This is a genomic window from Truepera radiovictrix DSM 17093 (assembly GCF_000092425.1).
Classification (GTDB): domain Bacteria; phylum Deinococcota; class Deinococci; order Deinococcales; family Trueperaceae; genus Truepera; species Truepera radiovictrix.
Genome location: NC_014221.1, coordinates 1,586,896 through 1,607,938, shown reverse-complemented (window position 1 = coordinate 1,607,938; position 21,043 = coordinate 1,586,896). Strand labels below are relative to the sequence as shown.

The 21,043-nt window shown below is 70.0% G+C and carries 21 protein-coding genes; 4 read left to right on the top strand and 17 right to left on the bottom strand.

Annotated features, from left to right (window positions below):
* Positions 1-30: 30 nt before the first annotated feature.
* The 11 genes from uraH to TRAD_RS07400 form a co-directional block, all read right to left on the bottom strand.
* Entirely contained in the window at positions 31-384 is a 354-nt protein-coding gene (gene uraH / locus TRAD_RS07455) for a hydroxyisourate hydrolase (RefSeq protein WP_013177993.1), read from the bottom strand.
* Positions 385-386: 2 nt separating this feature from the next.
* Positions 387-1,310 (bottom strand): factor-independent urate hydroxylase, encoded by a 924-nt coding sequence (pucL, locus tag TRAD_RS07450; RefSeq protein ID WP_013177992.1) that lies wholly within the window; start codon positions 1,308-1,310, stop codon positions 387-389.
* 42 nt (positions 1,311-1,352) lie between these two features.
* Positions 1,353-1,874 carry a 2-oxo-4-hydroxy-4-carboxy-5-ureidoimidazoline decarboxylase gene (gene uraD, locus TRAD_RS07445; RefSeq protein WP_013177991.1) on the bottom strand — a complete coding sequence of 174 codons (522 nt, stop codon included), beginning with the start codon at positions 1,872-1,874 and terminating at the stop codon, positions 1,353-1,355.
* An 86-nt stretch (positions 1,875-1,960) separates the two neighbouring features.
* Positions 1,961-2,242, bottom strand: coding sequence for a rhodanese-like domain-containing protein (locus tag TRAD_RS07440; RefSeq protein WP_013177990.1), 282 nt, complete (start codon positions 2,240-2,242; stop codon positions 1,961-1,963).
* 6 nt (positions 2,243-2,248) lie between these two features.
* Complete coding sequence (locus TRAD_RS07435; protein ID WP_013177989.1) at positions 2,249-3,073, bottom strand: superoxide dismutase; 825 nt, start codon at positions 3,071-3,073, stop codon at positions 2,249-2,251.
* A 149-nt stretch (positions 3,074-3,222) separates the two neighbouring features.
* The gene (locus TRAD_RS07430) at positions 3,223-4,728 is read right to left on the bottom strand and encodes an L-lactate permease (RefSeq protein WP_013177988.1); all 1,506 of its coding nucleotides are present in this window, start codon (positions 4,726-4,728) and stop codon (positions 3,223-3,225) included.
* Positions 4,729-4,731: 3 nt separating this feature from the next.
* Positions 4,732-5,730 (bottom strand): 2-hydroxyacid dehydrogenase, encoded by a 999-nt coding sequence (locus TRAD_RS07425; RefSeq protein WP_013177987.1) that lies wholly within the window; start codon positions 5,728-5,730, stop codon positions 4,732-4,734.
* A gap of 9 nt (positions 5,731-5,739) precedes the next feature.
* Entirely contained in the window at positions 5,740-6,234 is a 495-nt protein-coding gene (locus tag TRAD_RS07420) for a hypothetical protein (RefSeq protein WP_013177986.1), read from the bottom strand.
* 9 nt (positions 6,235-6,243) lie between these two features.
* Positions 6,244-7,923, bottom strand: coding sequence for a cbb3-type cytochrome c oxidase subunit I (locus TRAD_RS07415; RefSeq protein WP_013177985.1), 1,680 nt, complete (start codon positions 7,921-7,923; stop codon positions 6,244-6,246).
* A gap of 18 nt (positions 7,924-7,941) precedes the next feature.
* Entirely contained in the window at positions 7,942-8,973 is a 1,032-nt protein-coding gene (locus TRAD_RS15195) for a c-type cytochrome (RefSeq protein WP_013177984.1), read from the bottom strand.
* Position 8,974: 1 nt separating this feature from the next.
* The gene (locus tag TRAD_RS07400; RefSeq protein WP_013177983.1) at positions 8,975-9,181 is read right to left on the bottom strand and encodes a cytochrome c oxidase subunit 2A; all 207 of its coding nucleotides are present in this window, start codon (positions 9,179-9,181) and stop codon (positions 8,975-8,977) included.
* A 324-nt stretch (positions 9,182-9,505) separates the two neighbouring features.
* Between TRAD_RS07400 and TRAD_RS15190 the strand changes: the two genes are divergently transcribed.
* From TRAD_RS15190 to TRAD_RS07380, 4 genes are all read left to right on the top strand, one after another.
* Positions 9,506-10,420, top strand: coding sequence for a universal stress protein (locus TRAD_RS15190; protein ID WP_013177982.1), 915 nt, complete (start codon positions 9,506-9,508; stop codon positions 10,418-10,420).
* Between the two features lie 65 nt (positions 10,421-10,485).
* Positions 10,486-11,166: a response regulator gene (locus TRAD_RS07390; protein ID WP_013177981.1), complete on the top strand. Its 681-nt coding sequence runs from the start codon at positions 10,486-10,488 to the stop codon at positions 11,164-11,166.
* Positions 11,159-12,685: a PAS domain-containing sensor histidine kinase gene (locus tag TRAD_RS15185; protein WP_013177980.1), complete on the top strand. Its 1,527-nt coding sequence runs from the start codon at positions 11,159-11,161 to the stop codon at positions 12,683-12,685. The genes TRAD_RS07390 and TRAD_RS15185 overlap by 8 nt, the downstream gene beginning before the upstream one ends.
* A gap of 79 nt (positions 12,686-12,764) precedes the next feature.
* Positions 12,765-13,739, top strand: coding sequence for a DEAD/DEAH box helicase family protein (locus tag TRAD_RS07380; RefSeq protein WP_013177979.1), 975 nt, complete (start codon positions 12,765-12,767; stop codon positions 13,737-13,739).
* On the opposite strand, the gene araA is transcribed toward TRAD_RS07380, so the two are convergent.
* The 6 genes from araA to chvE form a co-directional block, all read right to left on the bottom strand.
* The gene (gene araA / locus TRAD_RS07375; protein ID WP_013177978.1) at positions 13,736-15,247 is read right to left on the bottom strand and encodes an L-arabinose isomerase; all 1,512 of its coding nucleotides are present in this window, start codon (positions 15,245-15,247) and stop codon (positions 13,736-13,738) included. The genes TRAD_RS07380 and araA overlap by 4 nt on opposite strands.
* 10 nt (positions 15,248-15,257) lie before the next feature.
* Positions 15,258-15,911 (bottom strand): L-ribulose-5-phosphate 4-epimerase, encoded by a 654-nt coding sequence (locus TRAD_RS07370; protein ID WP_013177977.1) that lies wholly within the window; start codon positions 15,909-15,911, stop codon positions 15,258-15,260.
* Positions 15,912-15,939: 28 nt separating this feature from the next.
* Positions 15,940-16,986: a LacI family DNA-binding transcriptional regulator gene (locus TRAD_RS07365; RefSeq protein WP_013177976.1), complete on the bottom strand. Its 1,047-nt coding sequence runs from the start codon at positions 16,984-16,986 to the stop codon at positions 15,940-15,942.
* Between the two features lie 51 nt (positions 16,987-17,037).
* A complete protein-coding gene (gene mmsB / locus TRAD_RS07360) occupies positions 17,038-18,234 on the bottom strand; it encodes a multiple monosaccharide ABC transporter permease (RefSeq protein WP_013177975.1) in 1,197 nt (398 codons plus the stop codon).
* A 13-nt stretch (positions 18,235-18,247) separates the two neighbouring features.
* On the bottom strand, positions 18,248-19,786 hold the full coding sequence (mmsA, locus tag TRAD_RS07355) for a multiple monosaccharide ABC transporter ATP-binding protein (RefSeq protein WP_041947751.1): 1,539 nt from the start codon (positions 19,784-19,786) through the stop codon (positions 18,248-18,250).
* Positions 19,787-19,907: 121 nt separating this feature from the next.
* Positions 19,908-20,963, bottom strand: a complete 1,056-nt coding sequence (chvE, locus tag TRAD_RS07350) for a multiple monosaccharide ABC transporter substrate-binding protein (RefSeq protein ID WP_013177973.1) — start codon at positions 20,961-20,963, stop codon at positions 19,908-19,910.
* Positions 20,964-21,043: the final 80 nt, after the last annotated feature.

The following is a 21,043-nucleotide window of genomic DNA, read 5'->3' as shown; positions in this document are numbered from 1 at the left end:
GCGCTACCGGCCGCGCGCCACACGCCGCCATCACGACCCCCGGTAGGTGCTGTAGCTCCACGGGGAGACGAGGAGCGGTACGTGGTAGGCCGCCTCGGCGTCCGCGACGCCGAGGCGCACCGTCACCTCGTCTAAAAAGGGCGGGTCGGGGAGCGCCAGGCCGCGCCCCCGGAAGTAGGCGCCGACGCCGAAGACGAGCTCGTAGACGCCGGCGGTGAACGCGCCGCCGGCGAGCAGCGGCGCGTCGGTGCGGCCGTCGGCGTTCGTGTGGGTGCACGCCAGGGGCTCGCGCGCGCCCGCAGCGACGCGGTAGAGCCTCACCTCGACGCCCGCCGCCGGCTGGCCGTGGGCGGTGTCTAGGACGTGGGTGCTGAGGCGGCCCATGACTAGGCGGTGAGCGTGAGACCGATGCGGCCGTACGGCGGGCGCGGGTCGGTGTGAACCTTGCGGCCCGTTTCGTCGTCGCTAAAAGCGTGGTCCCAAAGCCGGTTTTGCGCCTCGAAGCGGACCTCACGGAGCTGCGGAAAGCGTGCCAGCAGCCGCACCCCCATCTCGTAGACGAGGTGCTGGATCGAGCGGCTGTTAACGTCGTGAAAGGTCGCCGCCAAAAGGTCGCGCACCTGCTCGGAAGCCACGTAGCCCGTTAGCTCCCCCGTCCCCGTTTGGAGCGCCGCCGCGGGGTCGCGGTAGCGCCAAAAGGCGTCGAGGTAGATCAGTAGGGGGCGGTCGTGCATCTCGGGGAGGGTGGTGTGGGCGTCGCGGGCAAAGCTCGCAAACGAGGAGCCGGTGGTCTTCAGGAGCTGCAACCCGAGCCGGCCACTCTCGAGCTCGCGCACCCCTTCGCGCGTCACGAGGAGCGCCGCCGCACCGCAGTCGCCCCGCGAGCGCGACAGGAGCACCGGGCTCGGGACGAAGGTCTCCCCTTGCCGGACGGGCGCCGCGGCGAAGGGCACCTCGCGGCCGGTGAGCCGTAAGGTCTCCATGTCCGGATAGGCCTCGAAAAAGGCGCGCCCGAGCGAGTCCAAAAACGCCTCCAGGGTCGCCCCCTCGAACGCGAGCGCGTGCTTGAGGACAAAGTTCTTCATCGTGTCGGTGGCGACGACGTTGCGGTTGTCGCCCTCGGTGTAGGCCGCCGCGAAGGGGCCGCCCAGGACCTGCACGCCCACCTCGGCGGCGAAAAGGTCGTGCGCGCGGCCCGTAAAGGGCGACTCGGGGATCGCGGGGACGCGGTAGGTGGGGGCGGCGAAGCGGTAGACGCCGATGTCCCCCTTGCCGTAGTCGATGGCGCTGAGGGTGGGGCGGTGGGTCACGGGGCGCTCCTATCGGTCGCGGCTAGGGGGTGAGCTCGGTGACTATGAGCTAGGTGACTCGGTGATGAGGTCGCGGAGCCGGAAGTGGGCGATGCGAAAGACCTCACGCAGGGCGCGCGCGCGCTCCTGCTCGGGGGTGTTAGCGAGGCGCGCCTCGAAAGACGCCAGGATGCTCGGGGCCGTGTGCCCTCTGACGGCCAGGATAAAGGGGAAGCCGAAGCGCTCGCGGTAGCGGGCGTTGAGCGCGTGAAAGCGCTCCAACGACGCCTCGGAGAGCCGGTCTAGACCCGCGCCCTCCTGCTCGGCGCTCGAGGCCGCGCTCACCTCCCCCGCGAGCGCCGCCTTGCCGGCGAGGTCGGGGTGCGCGCGCAGCAGCTCTAGCTGCGCCCCCTCCCCCGCCCCCTCGACGACGCGCACCATGGCCGCGTGGAGCGCCTCGAAAGAAGCGTAGGGGCGCCCCGCGGCGGCGCCCGCGGCCACCCACGGCGAGCCCTCGAACACCCCGCCCAGAAGGGCGACGAACTCGGCGTCGGAAACGGCGTTGAGCGTCTCTAGAGGGGGCATCGGGCTCCGGGGGGCGTCAGGGGATCGCGAGGGCGCAACGGGGTAAAGAACGCTGTCTCCGATTATAGGGAGGCCCCCGGGGCGCGTCAATCGCGCCCCACCCACGCCCGCAGGCCGCCCACGAGGTGGTGCACGTTTGTAAACCCGGCCGCCTCGAGGTAGAGCCCCGCGAGCTCCGAGACCTGACCCCGCGCGCAGACGAGGTACACGGGGGTCTCCGGGGGCAGGTCGGGCAGCGCGCCTCTCTGCAGCGCCTCGAGGCTCAAGGGGACGGCGCCCGCTAGGTGGGACGGCGCGGGGCGCAGGTCGAAGACCGCCGCCCCCGCCTCCGCCGCCGCCAGCAGCGCCTCCAGCGTCACCGCGCGCACGCGGCGCTAGCCAACCCAGCCGCGCGCTTTGGAGGCCGCCTCCGCCCGCTCGTAGGCGCGCGCGACCGCGTCCCAGTTGACGAGGCGCCACAAGTTCTCGAGGTATTCGCCGCGCCGGTTGCGGTAGGTGAGGTAGTAGGCGTGCTCCCAGACGTCGACGCCGAGCACGGGCAGCTCGCCGTCCATCACGGGGCTGTCCTGGTTGCGCGTGGTGCGCACCCGCAGACGCCCCGCAGCGTCGAGGACGAGCCACGCCCAACCGGAGCCGAAGTGCGCCGCCGCCGCCCCCAAGAGGCGCTCCCGGAAGCTCTCGGTGGAGCCGAACGCCCCCTCGAGCGCGCGCCGCAGGGCGCTCGGCGGCGCTGCAGGGCCGCCGGGCTCGAGCCAACCCCACCAGAGCGTGTGGTTGAGGTGCCCGCCGCCGTGGTTGCGCACGGCCGTCCCGAGCGCCGTCGGCAGGGCGGTGAGGTCGATGAGGAGCCGTGAAAAGGGCAGCCCGTGAAACTCCGGCACGTCGGCGAGCGCCGCGTTAAGGCGCTCGACGTAGCTCCGGTGGTGCGCCTCGTGGTGCAGCCGCATGGTCTCGGCGTCGATAGCGGGCGCCAGCGCGTCGTAGGGGTAGGGCAGCTCGGGGAGCGCAAAGGGGTAGACGCCGAGCTCGGCGTCGAGGTCGCTCAGGCTGGGCGCCGCGGGGCGCCCCGGCGCGGCCGCCCCCCAACCGAAGCTCTGGGCCACGAGGGCGAGCGCGCCGAGTTTCAGCACCCCTCGGCGGCTCACCCGGCGGTGCAGGGCGCCGGTCAAGGTTTCGGCGCGCGTCGTAGGTAGCTTCATAGGTCTCCCTCCCGTCCGGCTCCGCGGGGGCGGCGCTCCTTACCACGATAGTCGGCCCTTAAGGGCGCTGCAAGGCGCGCGCGCCACACACTCAGGGCGGCCCACGCTACCCGCCCCACACGCTACGGGCCACGCGCCACGGGCCGCGCTCACGTAAAGACGAACAGCGCCAGCAGCCCCCCCAGCAGGGCGTAGAGTAGACCCACCCAGAGCGTCCGGGCGAGCACCTCCCCCTCGCGCCCGACGAGCGCCACGGTCGCCCCCGCGGCGATGATGTTGTGCGGACAGACGATGTTGCCGACCGCCGCGCCAAAGCCCTGCGCGCCGAGTAGCGGCAGCGCCGGCAGCTCTAACGCGAGCGCCGTCGCCCGCTGAAAGTCGGTAAACAGGATGTTCGACGCCGTCGCCGACCCCGTGACGAAGGTGCCCAGCACCCCCACGAAGGGGGCTAGAAGCGGCCAGAGGGGGCCAGCGATCCCCGCCGCGGCGAGCGCGAGGGCGCCAATCATCTCCGCGTGGACCATCACGCGCGAAAGCGCGAGCATCGCGACGAGCGCCACCGCGACCGGGGCGAGCCGCCCCAGGGCGTCTGAGACCGCCCCCCGGAGCGCCTCGCGGGGTGCGCGCTGCAGCGCCGCCCCCAAGGCGAAACCGATAAAGAGCATCGTGCCGGGGTGATACAGCGGCTGCACGCTCCCCGCGAAGGGGCCGAAGCTCCAGCTCAGCTCGAGGCTGGTGAGGGCCGCCCGGAGGGGCGGCACGAGCCGCGTGACGAGCACCGCCGCGACCAGCACCAGGTAGGGCGCCCCGGCGCGCGCGAGCCCCGCCGGCAGGGCGCCCGGCGGCGAGGGGCGCCGCACCCGCAGGACGCCGACGAACGCGGCGCCGCCGAAGAGCGCCCCGCCCAACGTCGGCAGCTCCGGGCCGACGAAGCGCGACAGGAGGGTGTAGGGGAGCAAAAAGAGCGCGGCCGCCAGCAGCGTCCACCCCCAGATGCCGCCCTTGGTGCCGTTGGCGCCGCCCTCGGGGAGCGCGCGGGTGGTGAGCACCATCATGAGGAGCGGGATCACCCACCCGACGAGCGCGTGGTAGACCCCGGTGGCGGCGGCGAGCTCCTGGGCGCTGTAGGGGGTCGCCGCCGCCTGCGGGACGATCGGCGTACCGACCGCCCCGAACGACACCCCGACGGCGTGCCCGACGAGCGCGATGACGACCGCCTGCACGCGGCCGAAGCCGGCGGCCACCAAAAAGGGGGCGGCGAGCGCCACCGAGGTGCCGAACCCCGCCGCCCCCTCGACGAAGAGGACGAAAAACCAGGCTACTAAGAGCGCCGTTACGCGCGGGTCGCCGGAGAGCCCCGCGAGCGCGCGCTGCAGCACCTCGACCTGGGCCGTGCGGAGCTGGAGGTTGTGGATGCAAAGGGCCGGCAGGATGATCCACAAAATCGTCGCGGTGGCAAAGAGCGCCTCGGCGAACACCCCGAGGGTGGCCGTCACCACGCCCAAAGGGACGCGCTCGGTGCCGTAACCGAAAGCCAGGTAGGCCACCGCGAAGGCCACCGCGCACCCCAGCACCCCGGCGCGCGCCGCCGAGGCCCGCAACCCGAGCATGAGGACGAGGATGAGCGCGATGGGGAGCGCTGCAACAAGCGCCACCGGTTACGCGTGCGCGGTGTCGACGGCGACGCGGTGCAGCTCGCCCGCCCCCGTCTCAAAGGCAGTGACGTTGCGCAGCGTCGTGTGGGCGATGTTGTCAAGCGCCTCGACGGTGAAAAACCCCTGGTGGCCGGTGATCAGCACGTTGGGAAACGTCAGCAGGCGGGTAAAGACGTCGTCTTGGATGACCCGGTCGGAGAGGTCCTCGAAAAAGAGGTCGGCCTCCTCCTCGTAGACGTCTAGACCGAGCGCGCCGATCTGCCCCGACTTGAGCCCATGGATCACCGCCCGCGTGTCGACCAACGCGCCGCGGCTCGTGTTGATCAGCATCGCCCCCGGTTTCATCTGCGCGACCGCCTCTTTGCCGATGAGGTGGTACGTCTCGGGGGTGAGCGGGCAGTGGAGCGAGACGATGTCCGCGGCCCCCAAAAGCTCGGGGAGGGGGACGTAGCGGGCGCGCGCCTCGGGGTTCGGGTAGGGGTCGTAGGCGAGCACCTCGCAGCCAAACCCCGCGGCGATCCGCGCGAAGATGAGGCCGATCTTGCCGGTGCCGACCACCCCGACCGTTTTGCCGTGCAGGTCAAAACCCAAAAGCCCGTCGAGGGCGAAGTTGCCCTCACGCACCCGGTTAAAGGCGCGGTGGGTTTTGCGGTTGAGGGTGAGGATAAGAGCGAGCGCGTGCTCGGCGACGGCGTAAGGCGAGTAGGCGGGCACGCGGGCGACGGTGAGGCCCAGCTCCTGCGCCGCGCCCAAGTCGACGTGGTTAAAGCCCGCCGAGCGCAGCGCGATGAGCTTCGTGCCGCCCGCGGCCAGTTCGCGCAAGACGGGCGCGCTTAAGACGTCGTTGACAAAAGCGCACACGCCCGTAAACCCGGCGGCGAGCGAAGCGGTCTCCGGCGTTAAGCGGGGCTCAAAAAAGTGCAGCCCGTGGCCGTGCTCGGCGTTGGCGGCCTCGAAAAAGCGGCGGTCGTAAGGCTTGGTGCTAAAGATGGCGAGGTCCATAGGGCTACCTTAGCCGACGAGGCGCAGAAAGAGGCTGAGAAAGGAGGTCACCACCACCCCGTAGACCGTGTGGCCGACGATAAACGACACCAACAGCGGGAACACCTCGCGGTACGAGGGGACCGGATGGTAGTCGACCACGACGAAGGTGGTGATGATGCCGATAAAGATGCCGTGACAAAACCCCGCGACAAACCCGAAGATGGGGAAAAACAGGTTGAGCTGCGGCACTGCGAAGAGCAGGTACTGGGGCGCCGGGAAGGGGCCGAAGAGAAACATCTGCACGAACCAACCGTAAAAGAGGGCGAACGCCACCCCCCCGAGGGCGAGCAGCACGGCGCCGACGACGCGGGCGCGGGCGTCGACGCGCCGCAGCACCATCGCCCCGAGCCCCCCCAGGGTGTCGTAGTGGAGCCCACCCCAGAGAACTGGCAGGTAGAGCGCGACGACCATCACCCCGGTGGCCAGAAGCCCCGCGACGAGCGCGGCGAAAAAGAACCCCATAGCCCCCTCCTACCAGTACCGCACGCCCGGCACCGGGAGCTGGTCGAGCCACATCGAGATGACCGTCGGGCCGTAGGCGACGATCACCAGCAGCACCGCCAACGCGAACCAGGCGCGCAGGGTGTCCATCACCCGCAGCACCCCCTCGCTGCGCAGGGCGACGGTGCGCGAAAATGGGATCGCCGGCACCTCGCCGTCGGGAAGCTTGCGGCGCGAGAAGAGGGTGCCGAACAGCACCGTGAAGTAGAGCAGCACGGCCGTGAGCAGCACCACGCCGCTAAGACCGGTAAAGAACATCGGCACCGCGGCGTTCGCGTACGCCCCCTCCCAGTTGCCGGTGAGGGCGCTGATCTGCGCGCGGCGCGGGACCGCCAGGTAGCCCTGCCAGTGCATCCCAAAGGCGAAGATCATCATCCCACCGAACCACGCCCACGCCGAGGCGAGCGCCATGCGTGGGGCGAAGAGCGGCTTTTTGGTGAGGTGCGGGACGAGCCAGAAGGTGAGCCCCAAAAACGTCAGCGTGGTCGCGGTGCCGACGGTGATGTGAAAGTGCCCCGGCACCCAGGCGGTGTTGTGCAGCAAGATGTTGAGGTTGAACGAAGCCAGCACGATGCCGCCGGCGCCGCCGAAGATAAACGAGACCATGGCCAGAACCTGCGCCGTAAACGACGGGTCGCGCCAGGGCAGCTTGGGGATCCAACCGAGCACCCCGCGCCCCCCGCGGCGCCGACCGCCGAGCTCCAAAGAGGCGCCGACGGTAAAGGCGGTGAGCAGGCTCGGGATACCGACCATCATGGTCAGCAGGGAGTGGGTGATCTTCCAGGGCGCCGGCACGCCGGGGTCGGTGAACTGGTGGTGAAAGCCCACAGGCACCGAAAAGAGCAGAAACATGATGAACGCAAGCCGTGCCAACGAGTCCGACACCAGCTCCCCCCCCGCTTGGCGGGGCAGCAGGGCGTACCACGAGACGTAAGCCGGCAGCACCCAGAAGTAGACGATGGGGTGACCCGTCCACCAGAAGAGCGTGCGGGCGAGTTCGGGGTCGACGCCGCCGATCAACCCAAACGACCATGGCAGCAGCAAAAACACCATCTCGAGCACGATGCCGGTCGTCGCCAGCCACCACATGAGCCAGGTCACCACGCTCATGTAGGTCACCAGCGGCGTCACCTTGTCGGGGTTTTGGCGCTTCCAGCGCGCCCGCAGGCGGATGGTCTCAAAGCCCACCGCGGTGCTCGCCAAGACCACCAGCGTGAGCCCCAAATAGAACGCCCAGTGCCCCTGCAGGGGGGGGTAGAAGGTGTAGAGCACCGTCGAGGTGTTGCTTAAAACCGCCCAAGCGGCCAAGACGAGGCCGAGGAGCATCGTCACGTACGACCCCCAGGCGAGCGTCATGTCCGGGCGCAGGTCGAGCTCGCGCGCGGGCAGGTAGAGCAGGATGCCGCTGATAAAAAAGGTGGTGAAGACGAAGGCGTTTAAAACCCCGTGCAGCGTCAGACCCTGGTAGTACGAGCGCAGAAAGGGGAGCGCGTCGTAAAGGTTGATGCCGGCGTAGTTGAGCGCCTGGAAGGGGCCCAACAGCGCCCCCACGAGGAGCGCCAGAAGCCCCGTCAACAGAAAGGCGAGCGTCACCCGTTTTTCGGGGTGCGCGGTGGCGGCGTGCGGCAGAGCGGCGGTGCTAACGGCCATAGACGGTCCTTTCCGAGGCTACTCGAGCGCCAGCGCGTGGCGCTCGGCGTGCACTTCCTGCGGCGAGCGCGGGGTCGCGCGGGCCGCGGCGATCTCGTCGGCGGTGTACGGGTCCCCCGGCTGCGCCTCGGCGTTCCCCCACGAGGCGAGGAGGTAGTTGATGGTCTCGGCGATCTCCTCGTCCGACAAGGCCGACCAGGCGGGCATCTGGCCGTTGTAGACGGTTCCGCGGACGGTGATCGGGCCCGCGAGGCCGTAGAGCAGCACGTTGGGGAGGTAGTTGCGATCGGCCGCGGCGAGCGCGGCGGCGTGCCCGTCGGCAAGGGGCGGAAAGGCGCCGGCGACGCCCTCACCAGAGGCGCCGTGGCAGCCCGCGCAGTTGGCCGCGTAGACCCCCTCGCCGATCGCCAGAGCGGCCTCCTGCGCCCCCGCGGGGTCCTGCGCGGCGGCGAGCTGTTCGGGGTAGAGCACGCGGATGGTGCCGAGCATGTTGTGGTGGCCGATGCCGCAGTACTCGTTGCAGGTCACGCGGTAGACGCCGGCGTCGCGGAAGGTGTAGGTAAAGCGCGAGATCTCCCCGGGGATGAGCTGCACGTTGATGTTGGTCCCCTCGACCTGAAAACCGTGCTGGGTGTCGCGGGAGGTCAGGTAAAAGGTGGCCACGGCGCCCACCGGCAAGAGGATCTCGGAGGGGTTAAAGGCGTACGACTGCGCGACCACGCTGACTTGCACCTCGGGCGGCCGCCCCGCGCCCAGGTTCGTCACCGTGACGCCGGGGTTGGCGAAGAGCTCGAGCGCGGTCAGTTGATCGGGCGCCGCGCGCCCGCTGCGCTGCGCGATGTGTCCCCCCTCGGTCGCGAGCGAGTAGGCGATCAGCACGAGAAACAGCACCAGCAGCAGCCCCGCGGCGTTGAGCCAACGGCGCTCCCAACGGGCGATCGCCTCGTGCGTCGCGTCGTGGTGCGGCTCCTCGTGGGCTTCGCGCTGCGGATCGGGGGCCGCGCCGGGGTGCGCGTCGCGGTAGGGTTCGGGGTTGGGGTACTCGGCCACGTCAACCCCGCGCCGCGTTGAGGAAAAAGGTCGCGAACCAGAGCAGCAGGATCACGACGAGCAAAAAGGTGGTGATAAAGACCGCCCCGCTGGGGGAACCGGGCGCTTCGGGGGGGGGCGCGGTAGGCGGTTCCGGCGGGGGGGCGCCCTGCGGCGCCCCTTCGCTCACCGGGCGCTCCGGCTCGGGTGGGGTGGGTGACTCGTTCACAGCGCTCCTCCAATACGTGAATCGGCTTGACCCGGCGTCTCGGCGTGCGTTTCGCGGCCCTCGGCCGTAAGCGAAGCAGCTGCTTTTAGTATCCCGCGCCCACCGCCCCGACTCGACTTTCTTTTGGGGGGGATGGTGCACCCTCTTTTGGCGGTCGCCGGGGCGCGCGGCGGCCGCGCGGCAGAGCCCCTCGCCAACGCCCGGAGGCCGTACGCGCGCAAAGCCCACAGGGCGCGGTCCTACACCGAAAGTGGGTGGCCCAACCCCACTCTTGGGGGCCGACGCCGCCGCGCGCGGCCGTCAGACTCTTCTCCAGGAGACCCCATGATCGAGCGCATCTTGATGCCGCTTGACGGCTCCGCCGCCTCGGCGCACACCCTCCCCTACGGCTTGGCGCTAGCTAGCGCCTGCCACGCCGAGCTCACGCTGCTACACGTCGTGGTCGACCCCATGGCGGGCCTTTACGCCCTGCCACCGGGGATGCCCTACGCCCCCGAGCTGGCGAGCGACCTGAAGTGGGCGGGGGCGGCGCTGCTCGCCGCCGCCGCGGCGCGGGCACAAGCCGCCGGGATCGGGGTGCGCACCCAGCTCCCAAACGACGACCGGCCGGCGCGGGCCATCTTGGCGGCCGCGGCGGCGCACGACCTCACGGTCTTGGGGAGCCACAGCCGCCTAGGCTTGGACCGCTTTTTTCTGGGCTCGGCGACCCAAGAGGTGCTCCGCCGCGCCGAGGGCCCCTGTTTGGTGGTGCGCTTGCCCGACGACATGCGAGCGGGCGCTTGCGACGCCGAGTTTGATGCGCCCGCGTTGAGACACCTCCTCATCGCCCTCGACGGCGGTCCCTGCGGCGAGGCGGCCGTGACCCAAGGACTCGCCCTGGCGCGGGCGCTGCGCGCTCGGGTCACGCTGCTCCACGCGCTCGAGCCCGCTGCCGCGGCCCGCGACCGGGCCGCCGCGGCGGCCCTGTTGGCGCACGCCGCCGGGCGCGCCGAAGCGGCGGGCGTCACCGCGGCGGTAGCGCTCGTCGAGGAGGAGGCGGGGGCGGCGATCCTCACCGCCGAGCGCCGCGCCGACCTGACGGTGATGGGGGCGTGCGGCCTCACCGCGCGCGGCCCCTTGGGGCTCGGCTCGGTGACCGAACGGGTGCTGCGCGCCTCGGCGACACCCCACCTGGTGGTCAACCGCAGCCTCCAAACCGTTCGGGAGGGGCGCGCGGAGCGGGGACGCCGCGCCCCGTAAAGCGGTATGCTCGCCGCGTCGGCCCCTTACCGGCACCCCGGCCGCCCATAGCCTAGACTAGAGCCATGGAACAGCAGGCAGCACAGGAGGTGCCGTCAGCGGCGATCCGCATCCTGCTCGTCGACGACCACGCGGTCGTGCGCCAGGGGCTGCGGTTTTTTCTGGAGCCCGACGACGGGCTCGTCGTCGTCGGCGAGGCGCGCGACGGCGAGGAGGCGCTGCAGCAGGTCGCCGCGCTCACGGCGGCGGGGGGCGGCCCACTCGTCGTGTTGATGGACCTCCTGATGCCCGTCAAAGACGGGGTCGCGGCGACGCGCGAGATCAAAGCGCGCTACCCCGAGGTCGAAGTGCTGGCGATCACCAGCGTTTTGGAGGACCGCCTCGTGGCGGGCGCGGTGCAGGCGGGGGCGACGGGCTACTTGCTCAAAGATACCGACGCCGAGGGGCTCGTCGAGGCGATCTACGCCGCCGCGCGCGGCGAGGTGCGGCTCCACCCGGAGGCCGCCAAGCGCCTCCTAAGGAGCGTGCGCACGAGCGACATGCGCGAGGCCCTGACGGCGCGCGAAACCGATATCCTGCGCCACATCGGGCGCGGCGAGTCGAACAAGGAGATCGCCGCGGCGCTCGGGCTCTCCGAGCTGACGGTCAAAACGCACGTCTCGCGGCTGCTCTCCAAGCTCGGCCTCGCTTCGCGCACCCAAGCCGCGCTCTTCGCGCTTAAAGAGGGGCTCGTCAGCCTTGAGTGAGACGCTCAAAACGCCCTTCGAAAAGCTCGGGGCCGAGATGCTCGCGCGGATGTTCGAGGTGGCCGCGCACGGGCTCGCGCTCCTAGACGCCGACGGGCGCTTTTTGCACATCAACGCGCGCGGCTGCGCGATTTTGGGCCGCCCCTACGAGGCGCTGCGCGCCAGCACCCTGCTTGGGTGCGTAAGCGCCGCGACCCGCATCGAGGCGCAGCGCTGGTTCGCGAGCTCCCTGCGCGGGGGCGCGGAGACGCGCGACCTCGAGGTCGCGCACCCTTGCGGGAGCCGCACGCGCGTCGTCTCCTGCTTCTGCGTCCCGGTCACCTTGGAAGACGAGACCGCCGGGCTCCTGGCGCTCCACGACGTCACCGAAAGCCGCCGCGCCGAACGCGAAGCGCACACCCTCTCGCGGGTCGCCTCGAGCCTCGGCGCGGGCGCTTCGGTCTACGAGGCCTCGAGCGCCATCGCCCGCTGGGTGGTCAAGACGAGCGGCGCCGCGGCGGCCGCCGTGGTGCTCTTTCAGGGGGACCTAAGCCGCGGTTACGTCACCGGCTCCTACGGCTTGCCGCGCGGCTTCGGCGCGGCCTGCCGCGCGGGGCTGGCAGCCGGGCGGCCGCCCCTGACGGGCCGCGCGATCCTCGCCGGCGAGGGGGCGAGCGTCGTGCGCGGCGCGCGCGCGGCGCACCTCGCCGACCCCGCCTTCGCCGAGCTGCGCCCCGCCCTGCAAGGAGCCCCGTGGGACACCCTGGTGAGCGTGCCCTTGCGGCTGCGCGCCCAGACGCTCGGGGTGCTCCTGGCCTACTTCCCCGAGGGCTACGAGGTCGAAAGCGAGCGCGACTTTTTGGGGCGCCTAGCGGGGCAGTGCGTGCTGGCGATCGAGAACGCGCGGCTTTTAGCCGACGCCCAAGACAGCGCCGCGCTCGAGGAGCGCCAGCGCCTCGCCCGCGAGCTGCACGACTCGGTCTCGCAGGCGCTCTACGGCATCGCGCTGGGCTCCAAAAGCGCCCTGAGCCTCCTTAAAACGCACCCCGAACGGGTCGAGGAGCGGCTGCAGTACGTGCTCGCCATGGCCGAGGCGGCGATGAGCGAGATGCGCGCGCTGATCTTCGAGCTGCGCCCCGAGATGCTCGAGGCCGAAGGCTTGGGGGGGGCGCTCACCAAGCTCGCCGCCGCCGCGCAGGCGCGCCACCACCTCGAGGCCACGTGCCATGTCAGCGGCGAACCGCCGCTGCCCATGAAGCACAAGAGCGCCCTCTACCGCGTCGCCCAGGAGGCGCTCCACAACGTCGTTAAACACGCGCGCTCGCGCCGCGTGTCGCTCAGCCTCAGCACCGAGAACGGGGTGGTGAGGCTTGAGGTCTGCGACGACGGCGTCGGCTTCGACCCGACGGCGCGCTTTAGCGGGCGCTTGGGGCTGTCGTCGATGCGCGAACGCGTCGAGGCGCTCCAGGGAACCCTCGAGATCGCCTCGGCGCCGGGCCGGGGGACGCGGCTCTTAGCCACCCTGCCGCTGCCGGAGTAGGCGCGCGGGAGAGCGCCCGCCGCGGGCGGTGGGTAACTTACAGCTTGTAATGCCTCATTATTTGAGGTATCATGCGCGCATGACGCTCCGAGTCAACCCCTTAAGCCGCCGCCCCGGCCAGAAGCGGCTGGTGGTAGCGGTGCGCGGCGCGGCGGGCACCGGCAAAAGCCACTTCGCCGCCTCGCTGGCGCGCGCCGGCGTCGGTCGGCTGCTGCTGCTTGACGTCGAACGCAAGTCGCGGCTCCTGCCCGGCGCCACGGGGCCGGCACCCGCGTTCGACGCGGTCGAGATCCACCACCCCGACGAGCTGCCCGAGTTTATCGACTGGGCGCTCGAGGGCGAGGGGCGCGCGCAGGGCTACGGCGCCTTCGCCCTCGACTCGTGGAGCCTCTACTTCGCGCGCAAACACCGCGAGACGTTGCGGGCGGTTCGCGAGCGCACGGGCGACCCCACCGCGCAACCGAGCGCCGACCTCTTGCACGACGACCAGGTGCTCTACCAGGAGGTGCTGCGGCGGCTCTGCATCGACAGCGGCGCCTGCGTGGTCATCACCGACCACATCGCCGCCAAGGGCCGCGAGCAGGCCGAGGAGAACGAGCTCGGCCAAGTCGTCCCCATCACCCGGGGCGGGCTCGAGTACTTTATCGACGTGATGCTCGAGCTCTCGCTGCGCGCCGACGGCTTCGAGACGCGGCGCGTCGGGACGGTCATCAAGAGTAACAGCGCGCACTTCCCCATCGGCCTAGAGCTCGAGGACCCGACCTTCGGGATGCTCTTGGAGCGGCTCGAGGACGTCCCCCCCGCCCACGACACGGTGCCCGCCTTTTTGACGCTGCCAGACGCCCCCGCCGAGCCCGAGCTGAGCCTCTCGGAGCTCGTCGCGCGCGCCGAGGGCTACGGCGTCGACCGCGCGAAGCTGCTCCTGGCCGCGCGCAGCTACCACAAGGTCGCCGCCCTCGAGCAGCTCACGCCCGCGCAGCGCCAGGACCTCGCCGCGCGCATGGCCGAGCGCTTCGGCGCCCCCAGCGGCAAGCGGGGCAAGAGCGCCGCCTAACCCCTCAAGCCCTCCGCGAGCGCGTACGCGAGGTCGTTCTGACGCAGCTCGCGCCGCAGGGCGCGCAGGGTCGTGTCGCGGTCGATGACCACCAGCTCGACGCCCGCGATCTCGGCGAAGTCCTCGAGCTCCTCGGTGGTTACGGCGTATGAAAAAGCGGTGTGGTGCGCGCCGCCCGCGTAGATCCAGGCGGCAGCGGCCGTTTTAAAGTCGGGCAGGGGGCGCCACACGGCCCGCGCCACGGGCAGCTTGGGCAGCTCGGGGTGAGCGACCGCCTCGACCTCGCTTACGATCAGCCGAAACCGCCCCCCCAGGTCCACCAGCGAGGCGTTGACCGCCCGCCCGGGCGGCGCGTCGAACACGAGCCGCACGGGGTCCGCCTTGCCGCCGATGCTTAGGGGGTGGACCTCTAAGCGCGGCCGCCCCGCGGCGATGCTCGGACAGACCTCGAGCATGTGCGCGCCCAGCACGAGGTGCCCGTCCGGGTGCAGGTGATAGGTGTAGTCCTCCATAAAGGACGTCCGCTCCCCCCCCGCCATCACCTTGGCCGCGCGCAGCAGCAGCGCCGTCTTCCAGTCGCCCTCCCCACCGAAGCCGTAGCCGTCGGCCATGAGCCGCTGCACCGCCAAACCGGGGAGCTGCTTGAGGCCGTGCAGGTCCTCGAAGGTGGTGGTAAAGCCTTTGAAGCGGCCCTCCTCTAAAAAAGCCCGCAACCCGAGCTCGAGGCGTGCCCCGTCGCGCAGCGAAGCGTGGCGCGCGCCGCCCGGGAGCAGCTCGGGGGCGACGTCGTAGGCGGCGGCGTAGACGTCGATGAGCGCGTCGACCTCGCGTTCTGAAACGGCCTCCACCCGTTCGGCGAGGTCGCCCACGCCGTAGCCGCTGACCGAGACGCCGAAGCGCAGCTCGGCGGCCACCTTGTCGCCCTCGGTGACCGCCACGAAGCGCATGTTGTCGCCGAAGCGGGCCACCGCCGCCCCCTGCAGGTCGCTCCAGGCGTGCGCCGCGCGCGCCCAGGCCCCGAGCCGCGCCGCGACCTCCGGGTCCTGCCAGTGGCCGACCACGACCTTGCGGCGCAGCCGCATCCGCGCGTGCAGCGCCCCCGCCTCGCGGTCGCCGTGGGCCGCCTGGTGGAGGTTCATGAGGTCCATGTCGAGTGCGCTCCAGGGGAGGTCGCGGTGGTGCTGGGTGTGCAGGTGGCAGAGGGGTTTACTCAAGGTGGCGAGCCCGCGGATCCACATCTTGGCGGGGGAGAAAGTGTGCATCCACACAATAAGGCCCGCGCACGACGGGTCGCTCGAGGCCGCCGCGCAGAGCCCCGTGACCTCCTCGGGGGTGGTCAGGACGCCCTTGTAGCGCACGGGCAGCGGGAGCGCCGCGGCGGCGCAGAGGCCGCGCGCGACCTCCTCGGCGTTGCGGGCGACCTCGGCCAGGGGGCCGGGGCCGTAGAGGTGCTGCGAGCCGCAGACAAACCACAGCTCGGGGGTCTGAAGGTGGGCGAGGGTGGACAACGGCGCCTCCTTACTGGCCGTAGACGGTGGTGTAGCGCTCGTGCAGCTTGTCGATCGCCTCCTGCGCCAACGGCACGGGCGTACCGAGCTGCAGCGCCAAAAACGAGGTGCGCGCGACGTCTTCGCACATCACGGCCGCCTTGAGCGCCGCTCTAGGGGTCGGCCCGAGCGCGAAGACGCCGTGGTTTTGCATGACCACCGCGGGCGAGCGGTGGCCCCGCAGCACCCGCACGACCTCGCGGCCGATCTCCTCGCCGCCGATGAGCGCAAATCCCCCGCAGGGGATCGGCCCGCCGAACTCGTCGGCCATGGCGGTCAAAAAGCAGGGGATCTCGCGGCCGACAGCGGCAAAGGCCGTGGCGTAGGGGCTGTGGGTGTGCACGACGCCGCCGACCTCGGGCATGTGGCGGTAGATGTAGGCGTGCGTGGCGGTGTCCGAGGAGACCTTGTAGGGGCCTCTAGCCTCGAGCGTCTCGATATCCACCTCGCAGAGGCTCTCGGGGGTGAGGTCTTCAAACATCACCCCGGAGGGTTTGATCAGCATCGTCTTCGCCCCCGGCGCGCGGCCGCTGAGGTTGCCGCTCGTCCAGGCCACCAGGCGGTGGGCGGGCAAGTAGGCGTGGAGCGCGCAGACCTCGCGGCGCAACTCGCTAGCGTCACTCATCATCTCCTCCCCTTAAACCCACGGCGCGTCAGCGCGGTGGGGGCGCGGTGCTCAGGCGCACCACCAGCTCGGGCGTCAAACACACCTGCTCGGGTCGGGGCGGCAGCTGCGGCGCCCGGCGCGCCTCGATGGCCTTGAGGATCAACGCGGCGCTCCGCGTACCCAGCTCCGCGAAGTCCTGCCGGACGGTCGTCAAGGGGGGGCGGTAAAAGCGCGCCTCCGGCACGTCGTCGAAACCGACCACCGAGACCTCCTCGGGCACCCGCACCCCGCGCTCGGAGAGCGCTGCCAGGGCGCCCAGCGCCATCTGGTCGTTGCCCACGACGAGCGCCGTAAAGCGCTCCCCCGAGCTCAGCAGCGCCTCCGCGGCGCGGTAGCCCCCCTCAGCGGTCCAGTCGCCCTCGACGCTCCGCCCCGGCGTCAGCCCGGCCTTGAGAAGCGTCTCGCGCCACGCTTCGTGGCGCGCCCAGGCGTCGTGCCACGCGAGCGGCCCGCTGATCTCGGCCACATGGTGGTGCCCGAGGTCCACGAGGTGCCGGGTCGCGAGCGCGCTGCCGTGCCCTTGGTCGATGACCACCGACGGGAGCGGGCTCCCCTTGGCGACGTCGATCATCACGAAGGGCCGCCCGCCGCAAAGGGCGTCGATCTCCGCGAGGCTCACCTCGCGCAGCGGCGTGATTAAAATCAGCCCCTCGACGTCGTGGCGCCCTAGCTCGCGCACCGCACCCTCCAAGCTGGGGCGCTCGAGGTCGTCGACCGAGGCCAGCGCAAACCCGTAGCCGCGCCCCTTGAGCGCCCGCTCGACGCTTAAGACCATCTGCGCGGGGCCGTAGAAGGTGGTGCCGAAACCCACGATGCCGACCGTTTTGGAGCGCCCCGTGACGAGCTTGCGCGCGAGCGCGTTCGGCCGGTAGCCGAGCTCGCGAATGGCGGCGAGCACCCGCGCGCGCGTCGCCGGGGCGACGCTAGGGTGCTCGTTGATGACCCGCGAGACGGTCTGGTGCGAGACGCCGGCGGCGCGCGCGACGTCGTTGAGCGTGACGGCTTTGGGGGGGTGCGAGGCACTAGCACTCATAACCCTTCCCTACCATAAGGACGCCCCTGGGGAGCCCATTTGAGCCCCCCCTTAGCCACGGGTCTTGTTGTAGACGTCGAAGAAGACGGCGAGCAGCAAGACGAGCCCCTTGATCACCTGCTGGTAGTCGATCCCCACCCCGAGAATCGACATGCCGTTATTCATGACGCCCATGACAAACGCGCCGATCACCGCCCCGACGACCGTACCGACGCCGCCCGAGGCCGAGGCGCCGCCGATAAACGCGGCCGCGATGACGTCTAATTCGAAGGTGCTCCCCCCCCCGGGCGTCGCCGTGTTGAGCCGCGCGGCGAACACGAGCCCCGCTAGGGCCGCGAGAAAGCCCATGTTGACAAAGGTCAAAAAGGTCAGGCGTTCGGTCTTGACCCCCGAGAGCTTGGCCGCCTTGACGTTACCCCCCAAGGCGTAGAGGCGCCTGCCGATGACCGTCTGGGTAGTGACGAAGGTGTAGAGGACGATCAGCGCGAACATGATCAGCAGCACGTTGGGCAACCCGCGGTAGGAGGCGAGCAGGTAGCAGAGGTACATGATGGCGGCGACAACGGCCGCGTTTTTAAGGACGAAAAACCCCAGCGGCTCGGTCTCTAAACCGTAGCGGCGCGCGCTGCGCCGACCCCGGAGGCTGAGCAGCACGAGCGCGAGGGAGACGAGCCCACCCAAGACGAGGGAGGTGAGGTGCAGCTCGCCCCCGCCGAAGACGTCCGGGAGAAAGCCCGACGAGAGGCGCTGAAACGCCCCCGGAAAGGGGCCGACCGACTGGCCTTGCAGCAAGGCCAGGCTGAGCCCCCGAAACACGAGCATCCCCGCGAGCGTGACGATAAACGACGGGATGTGGGCGTAGGCGACCCAAAACCCCTGCGCCGCCCCGATCAGCACCCCCGTGAGGAGGCAGAGCAGCACCGTCGGCAACCAGTGAACACCTTGCTGCACCATCAAGACGGCGGCGAGGGCGCCGACGAAGCCGACCACCGACCCGACCGAGAGGTCGATGTGGCCCGCGACGATCACCAACAGCATGCCGATCGCCATGATGACGATGTACGAGTTTTGCAGCAGCAAGTTGGTGAGGTTCAGCGGGCGCAGCAGCACGCCGCCCGTGCGGAGCTGGAAAAACACCATGATGGCGAGCAGCGCCACGAGCATGCCGTAGCGGCGGAGGTTGCGGCGCACGAGCTCGCGGGCGCTAGCGACTTGCGCGCGCGGCAGCGCCGAAGGGGTGGTGCTCACCTCGGCCCTCCTCTCATACGGGTACCTCCCGCGCGTCCGGCGGGGCGTCCTCTAACCGGACGATCTCGCGCATGATGCGCTCTTGCGAGGCGCTCCGAGCGTCCATCTCGCCCACGATGCGCCCCTCGTTCATCACGTAGATGCGGTCGCTCATCCCCAAAACCTCCGGCAACTCCGAGGAGATGAGGAGGATCGCCTTGCCCTGGGCCGCGAGGCGGTTGATCAGGGTGTAGATCTCGAACTTCGCCCCGACGTCGACGCCGCGCGTCGGTTCGTCTAAAAGCAGCACCTCCGGCTCGGCGAAGAGCCACTTGCCGAGCACGACCTTCTGCTGGTTGCCCCCCGAGAGGTTGACCGCTTCCTGCTCGATGCTGCGGCAACGGATGCGGAGCTCCTCGCGGTAGCGGTGAGCCACCCCCACCTCCCGGGGCGCGTCGATCACCACCCCTTTGGCGACGGCGCCCAAGTTGGCGAGCGTGAGGTTGTGCCGGATGTCCTGCTCCAAGATGAGCCCGAGCGCCTTGCGGTCTTCGGTGACGTAGGCGACGCCCTGGGCGATCGCTTTGGGGACCGTGCTGAGGTCGACGACCTGGCCGCGCAGACGCACCTCGCCGCTCACGCGCCGACCGTACGAGCGACCGAAGAGGCTCATGGCGAGCTCCGTGCGCCCCGCGCCCATGAGCCCCGCGAGCCCGACCACCTCGCCGCGCCGCAGGTAAAACGACGCGTCGTGGATCACCCGTCGGTCGCGCTGCACGGGGTGAAAGACGTTCCAACCGCGCACCTCGAAGAGCGTCTCGCCGACCCGGTGGGTGCGGGGCGGGTAACGCTGGGTCAGCTCGCGCCCCACCATGCCGCGGACGATGCGCGCCTCGCTCACCGGCCCCGCGCGCGCGTCGAGCGTCTCGACCACCTCGCCGTCGCGCAGCACGGTGATGGTGTCCGCTACCTTGACGACCTCGTTGAGTTTGTGCGAGATCAACACCGAGGTGATCCCCTGCGCCTTAAACTCGAGCAGCAGCTTTAACAGCGCCTCGGAGTCGCTCTCGCTCAAGCTCGCCGTGGGCTCGTCGAGGATGAGGAGCTTGACCTCTTTAGCGAGCGCCTTGGCGATCTCCACGAGTTGCTGCTTACCTACCCCGAGCTCAGCCACCGGGGTGTCGGGCGCTTCGTCGAGCCCCACCTTGGCGAGTAGCGCGCGCGCCTGCAGGGTCGCTTGCGACCAGTCGATGACGCCAAAGCGCGCGCGCTCGTGACCCAAGAAGAGGTTTTCGGCGATCGACAAGAGCGGCACGAGCGCGAGCTCCTGGTGGATGATGATGATGCCCAACGCCTCGCTGTCGCGCACGTTGCGAAAGGCGCGCACTTGGCCGCGAAAGCGGATCTCCCCCTCGTAAGACCCGTGCGGGTAGACGCCACTCAGGACCTTCATGAGGGTGCTCTTACCCGCCCCGTTCTCACCGACGAGCGCGTGGATCTCCCCCTCGCGCACCCTCAGCGAGACGTTGTGGAGCGCCCGCACCCCCGGGAACGTCTTGGTGATCGCGCGCATCTCCAAAAGGGGCTGAGCCGCGGTGTTTGCTAGAGGGTTAGGTAGCTCTACAGTCATAAGCGTCAGCGTTTCCCGGTCGAAAAAGCAGGCAGCCCCTGACGTGACGGGGCCGCCTCGAGCCTTACTCGAGCTGGTCGCGCGTGTAGTAGCCGCTCTCGACGAGCACCGCTTCCCAGTTCGAGGCGTCGACGATGACGGGCTCGAGCAGGTACGAGGGCACCACCTTGACGCCGTTGTCGTAGGTCTCGGTGTCGTTGACCGGCACCTCTTCGCCGGCCAGCAGCGCGTCGACCATCTCGGTCGTGACCCGAGCGAGCTCGCGGGTGTCTTTAAACACCGTCGAGGACTGCTCGCCCGCTAAAATCGCCTTGACGGACGGGATCTCAGCGTCTTGCCCGGTGATGATGGGCATGGGCAGGTCGTCCGAACCGTAGCCGACGCCCTTAAGCGAGGAGATGATCCCGATGCTGAGGCCGTCGTAGGGGGAGAGCACCGCGTCGACGCGCGCGTCGGTGTAGAAGGCGCTCAGCAGGTTGTCCATCCGGGCTTGCGCGGCCGAGCCGCTCCAGCGCAGCGTCGAGACCTGGTTCATGCCCATCTGGCCGCTCCGCACCACGAGCTGCCCGTTGTCGATGTAGGGTTGCAGCACCGACATGGCGCCGTCGTAGAAGAAGTAGGCGTTGTTGTCGTCCGGTGAGCCGCCGAAGAGCTCGATGTTAAAGGGTCCTTCGCCGCTCTCGAGCCCGAGCGCCTCCACGATATAGGTCCCCTGCAGCACGCCGACCTGGAAGTTGTCGAAAGTGGCGTAGTAGTCGACGTTGGGCGAGTCGCGGATGAGGCGGTCGTAGGCGATCACGCGGATGCCCTGGTCGGCCGCCTGCGCGAGCGCGTCCGAGAGCGTCGTGCCGTCGATCGCGGCGATCACGAGCACGTCCACGCCCTTGACGATCATGTTCTCGATCTGCGCGAGTTGGTTGGGGATGTTGTCCTCGGCGTACTGCAGATCGGTGCGGTAACCTTTCTCCTCAAAGAACGCCACCATGCTCTGCCCGTCGGAGATCCACCTCGAGGAGGACTGCGTCGGCATCGCAATCCCCACGTAACCCGTCTCTTGTGCCGCCGCCGCACCTAGCCAGAGCCCTACGAACGCGACCAAAACCGACCGACGTGCCCTCATACCGCCTCCTCCAAGGTTCCTGTTGTCGTTGACCTCAGTGTGAACGTTAACATATCCTGGCGCATTTTGTCAATGGTTTC